The organism is Bradyrhizobium sp. P2_E8 (genome assembly GCF_056403875.1).
This window is the reverse complement of record NZ_JBFUES010000604.1, coordinates 1-4670: the sequence shown is the minus strand read 5'-3', so window position 1 is coordinate 4670 and position 4670 is coordinate 1. Positions and strand designations below refer to the sequence as shown.

Annotated in this window: 6 protein-coding genes and 1 pseudogene; all 7 read right to left on the bottom strand. The window is 63.6% G+C overall.

The window, feature by feature from the left end:
- Positions 1-774, bottom strand: a 774-nt coding sequence (gene rplB, locus AC1D00_RS27670; RefSeq protein ID WP_477012837.1) for a 50S ribosomal protein L2, incomplete at its 3' end; no start/stop codon positions are given.
- Between the two features lie 12 nt (positions 775-786).
- Positions 787-1089 (bottom strand): 50S ribosomal protein L23, encoded by a 303-nt coding sequence (locus AC1D00_RS27665; protein WP_477012836.1) that lies wholly within the window; start codon positions 1087-1089, stop codon positions 787-789.
- Entirely contained in the window at positions 1086-1706 is a 621-nt protein-coding gene (rplD, locus tag AC1D00_RS27660) for a 50S ribosomal protein L4 (protein WP_057745497.1), read from the bottom strand. Before rplD ends, AC1D00_RS27665 begins: the two co-directional genes overlap by 4 nt.
- A 1-nt stretch (position 1707) precedes the next feature.
- On the bottom strand, positions 1708-2424 hold the full coding sequence (gene rplC / locus AC1D00_RS27655) for a 50S ribosomal protein L3 (RefSeq protein ID WP_477012835.1): 717 nt from the start codon (positions 2422-2424) through the stop codon (positions 1708-1710).
- A 52-nt stretch (positions 2425-2476) separates the two neighbouring features.
- Positions 2477-2785: a 30S ribosomal protein S10 gene (rpsJ, locus tag AC1D00_RS27650; protein ID WP_002712302.1), complete on the bottom strand. Its 309-nt coding sequence runs from the start codon at positions 2783-2785 to the stop codon at positions 2477-2479.
- Between the two features lie 82 nt (positions 2786-2867).
- Complete coding sequence (gene tuf / locus AC1D00_RS27645; RefSeq protein ID WP_477012834.1) at positions 2868-4058, bottom strand: elongation factor Tu; 1191 nt, start codon at positions 4056-4058, stop codon at positions 2868-2870.
- Between the two features lie 40 nt (positions 4059-4098).
- A pseudogene (gene fusA / locus AC1D00_RS27640) lies at positions 4099-4670 on the bottom strand (elongation factor G); the annotation flags it as partial.

The following is a 4670-nucleotide window of genomic DNA, read 5'->3' as shown; positions in this document are numbered from 1 at the left end:
GGTCTTCTTGCCCTTGGTCGGCTTGCCCCACGGAGTAACCGGGTGGCGACCGCCCGAGGTACGACCTTCACCACCGCCGTGCGGATGGTCGATCGGGTTCATCGAAACACCGCGGTTGTGCGGCTTGCGACCCAGCCAACGGTTGCGGCCGGCCTTGCCGATCGAGGTGTTCATGTGATCCGGGTTCGACACCGCGCCGATCGTGCCGCGGCAACGGCCGTGCACCAGGCGCTGCTCACCCGAGTTCAGGCGGATGATCACGTAGTCCTGGTCGCGACCGACGAGCTGGGCGTAGGTGCCCGCGGAACGGGCGAGCTGGCCGCCCTTCCCGATCTTGACCTCGATGTTGTGGATGATCGTGCCGACCGGCATGTTGCCGAGCGGCATGACGTTGCCCGGCTTCACGTCGACATAGTTGCCGGCCACCACGGAATCACCGACCGCCAGGCGCTGCGGCGCCAGGATATAGGCCTGGGTGCCGTCTTCGTACTTGACCAGCGCGATGAACGCAGTGCGGTTCGGATCGTATTCCAGCCGCTCGACGGTCGCGGGCGCATCGACCTTGTCGCGCTTGAAGTCGACGATGCGCAGGGTCTGCTTGTGACCGCCGCCGCGGAAGCGCACGGTGATGCGACCGGTGTTGTTGCGACCGCCGGAGGAATGCTTGCCTTCGGTGAGCGCCTTGACCGGCTTGCCCTTGTACAGGGCCGAACGATCGACCATGACCAGCTGGCGCTGGCCCGGCGTCGTGGGATTGAATGTCTTCAGTGCCATCGTCGTACGACCTTACAGACCGGTGGTGACGTCGATCCGGTGACCCTCTTCGAGGGTCACGATCGCGCGCTTGGTGTTCGACTGCGAACCGAGGTTGCCGCGGAAGACCTTGGTCTTGCCCTTGCGGACCAGCGTGTTGACGCTCTTGACCTTGACGTCGAACAGCTTCTCGATCGCTTCCTTGATCTGCGGCTTGGTCGCCTTCGCGGCCACCTYGAACAGGACCTTGTTGTGCTCGGACGCCAGCGTCGCCTTTTCGGTGACGACCGGAGCAACGATCACGTCGTAGTGGCGAGGCTCGATGTTCTTCGTCATTTGAAGCGCGCCTCCAGCGCATCGATGGCGGCCTTGGTCAGAACGAGCTTCTGACGGCGCAGGATGTCATAGACGTTGATGCCCTGGATCGGCAGCACGTCCATGTTCGGGATGTTGCGGGCCGCGGCGGCAAAGCCGTTGTTGAGCTCGGCGCCGTCGATGATCAGCGCGTTGGTGAGCCCCAGGCCCGAGAAGTGACCGAGCAGCGCCTTGGTCTTGGCGGCTTCCAGCGCGGCCTTCTCGATCACCAGCAGATCACCGTCCTTGGCCTTGGCCGACAGCGCATGCTTGAGAGCCAGCGCGCGGACCTTCTTCGGCAGGTCGGTGGCGTGCGAACGCACCACCGGACCGAAGGCGCGGCCACCGCCACGGAACTGCGGCACGCGGGCCGAGCCGTGACGAGCACCGCCGGTGCCCTTCTGCTTGTACATCTTCTTGCCGGTGCGCCAGATCTCGGCGCGGCCCTTGGCCTTGTGGGTGCCGGCCTGGCGCTTGTTGAGCTGCCACTGCACGCAACGCGCAATGATGTCCTGGCGCGGCTCGAGGCCGAAAATGGCGTCGGAAAGCTGGACCGAGCCGGCTTCCTTACCTTCGAGGGTGGTGACCTTCAATTCCATCTCACGCACCCTCCTGCTGGGCCGCAGCCTCGGCTTCGCCACCCGCAACCTTGAACTTGCCGGGCTTCGGAGCTTCCTTCGGCAGCGGCTTCTTGACGGCGTCGCGCACGCGGATCCAACCGCCCTTGGAGCCGGGAACGGCGCCTTCGACGAGGATCAGGCCGCGCTCGACATCAAGCTGAACGACTCGAAGGTTGAGCGTGGTGATGCGGTCGACACCCATGTGGCCGGGCATCTTCTTGTTCTTCCAGGTCTTGCCGGGATCCTGACGACCACCGGTCGAACCGATCGAGCGGTGCGAGATCGACACACCGTGCGTGGCGCGCAGACCGCCGAAGTTCCAGCGCTTCATGCCGCCGGCGAAGCCCTTACCGACCGAGGTGCCGGTGACGTCGACGAACTGGCCGACGACGAAATGATCGGCCTGGATCTCGGCGCCGACCGGGATCATGGCATCCGCGGTGACGCGGAATTCCTCGACCCGGCGCTTCGGCTCGACCTTGGCGACCGCGAACTGGCCGCGCTCCGCCTTGGGCATGTAAACGGTCTTGCAGCTGCCAGAACCGAGCTGGAGCGCGACGTAACCGTTCTTCTCTTCGGTGCGGTGGCCTACGACCTGGCAATTGCCGAGCTTCAGCACGGTCACGGGGATATGTTCGCCGGCCTCCGTGAAGACCCGCGTCATCCCGACCTTTTGTGCGATCACTCCGGAGCGCATCGGCTTGCTTCCTGTTCTTTCTGTCCGCTTACGCGAACGGGATCCAAAAATCTTAGAGCTTGATCTCGACGTCGACACCGGCGGCCAGATCGAGCTTCATCAAAGCATCGACGGTCTGCGGGGTCGGATCGACGATGTCGAGCAGGCGCTTGTGAGTGCGCATCTCGAACTGTTCGCGGCTCTTCTTGTCGACGTGGGGCGAACGGTTGACGGTGAACTTCTCGATGCGGGTGGGCAGCGGAATGGGTCCGCGGACCTGCGCGCCGGTGCGCTTCGCCGTGTTCACGATCTCGCGGGTCGACGTATCGAGGATACGATGGTCGAACGCCTTGAGACGGATACGAATGTTTTGGCCGTTCATTGCCGTGGTCTCTCTTCAGTGGGTGGCGAATAGCGAATAGCGAATGTCACCATTCGCTACTCGCCGGTCCCTATTCTCGTAATTACTCGATGATCGAGGCGACGACGCCGGCGCCGACGGTACGGCCGCCTTCGCGGATCGCGAAGCGGAGCTTCTCTTCCATCGCGATCGGCACGATCAGGTGCACTTCCATCGCGATGTTGTCGCCCGGCATCACCATCTCGGTGCCTTCCGGCAGATGCACGACACCGGTCACGTCGGTGGTGCGGAAGTAGAACTGCGGACGGTAGTTGGTGAAGAACGGGGTGTGGCGGCCGCCCTCTTCCTTGGTGAGGATGTAGGCCTCAGCCTTGAACTTGGTGTGCGGCTTGACCGAACCCGGCTTCGCCAGCACCTGACCGCGCTCGACGTCCTCGCGCTTGGTGCCGCGGAGCAGCGCACCGATGTTGTCGCCGGCCTGGCCCTGATCGAGCAGCTTGCGGAACATTTCGACGCCGGTGACGGTGGTCTTCTGGGTCGCACGCAGACCGACGATCTCGATTTCCTCGCCGACCTTGACGATGCCGCGCTCGACACGGCCGGTCACGACGGTGCCGCGGCCCGAGATCGAGAACACGTCTTCAACCGGCATCAGGAACGGCTGGTCGATCGGACGCTCCGGCTGCGGGATGTACTCGTCGACGTTGCGCATCAGCTCGAGGATGGCGTCGTGGCCGAGCTTCTTGTCCGAATCTTCGAGAGCGGCGAGCGCCGAACCCTTGATGATCGGGATCTTGTCGCCCGKGAATTCGTACTTCGAGAGCAGCTCGCGGACTTCGAGCTCGACGAGCTCGAGCAGCTCCGGATCGTCGACCATGTCGCACTTGTTGAGGAACACGACGAGCGCGGGCACGCCGACCTGGCGGGCGAGCAGGATGTGCTCGCGGGTCTGCGGCATCGGGCCGTCAGCGGCCGACACGACCAGGATCGCACCGTCCATCTGGGCGGCGCCGGTGATCATGTTCTTCACGTAGTCGGCGTGGCCGGGGCAGTCGACGTGGGCGTAGTGGCGGTTCTTGGTCTCGTACTCGACGTGCGCGGTCGAGATCGTGATGCCGCGCGCCTTCTCTTCCGGCGCCTTGTCGATCTGGTCGTACGCGGTGAACGTCGCACCGCCGGTCTCGGCGAGGATCTTGGTGATCGCCGCGGTCAGCGACGTCTTGCCATGGTCGACGTGACCGATGGTGCCGATGTTGCAGTGCGGCTTGTTACGTTCAAACTTTGCTTTGGCCATTTGACTCTCCGTTCAATCGTCAGCTTGAGACCGACGACAATCAGGCAAACTTCTTTTGGACTTCTGCCGACACGTTGGCCGGCGCTTCTGCGTAGTGATCGAACTGCATGGTGAAGGTTGCGCGACCCTGGCTCATCGAGCGCAGGTTATTCACGTAACCGAACATGTTCATGAGCGGCACCATCGCGTTGATGACGTTGGCGTTGCCGCGCATGTCTTGACCCTGGATCTGACCGCGCCGGGAATTCAGGTCGCCGATGACCGAGCCGGTGTAGTCTTCCGGGGTCACCACTTCGACCTTCATGATCGGCTCGAGCAGGACGGACTTGCCCTTCTGCAGCGCTTCGCGGAATGCCGCGCGCGATGCGATTTCGAAGGCGAGCGCCGACGAGTCGACGTCGTGGTACTTGCCGTCGACGAGCTGAACCTTGACGTCGACCACGGGGAAGCCCGCGACGACACCAGAGCTCATCACGCTGTTGAGGCCCTTTTCGACGCCGGGGATGTATTCCTTCGGAACCGCACCGCCGACGATCTTGGACTCGAACTCGTAACCCTTGCCGGGCTCGTTCGGCTCGACCACGATCGACACTTCCGCGAACTGACCGGTAC

Excerpts from the sequence above, each read along its gene's own strand:
- rplD (WP_057745497.1), bottom strand. The coding sequence starts at position 1,706 with ATGGAATTGAAGGTCACCACCCTCGAAGGTAAGGAAGCCGGCTCGGTC.
- rplC (WP_477012835.1), bottom strand. The coding sequence starts at position 2,424 with ATGCGCTCCGGAGTGATCGCACAAAAGGTCGGGATGACGCGGGTCTTC.
- rpsJ (WP_002712302.1), bottom strand. The coding sequence starts at position 2,785 with ATGAACGGCCAAAACATTCGTATCCGTCTCAAGGCGTTCGACCATCGT.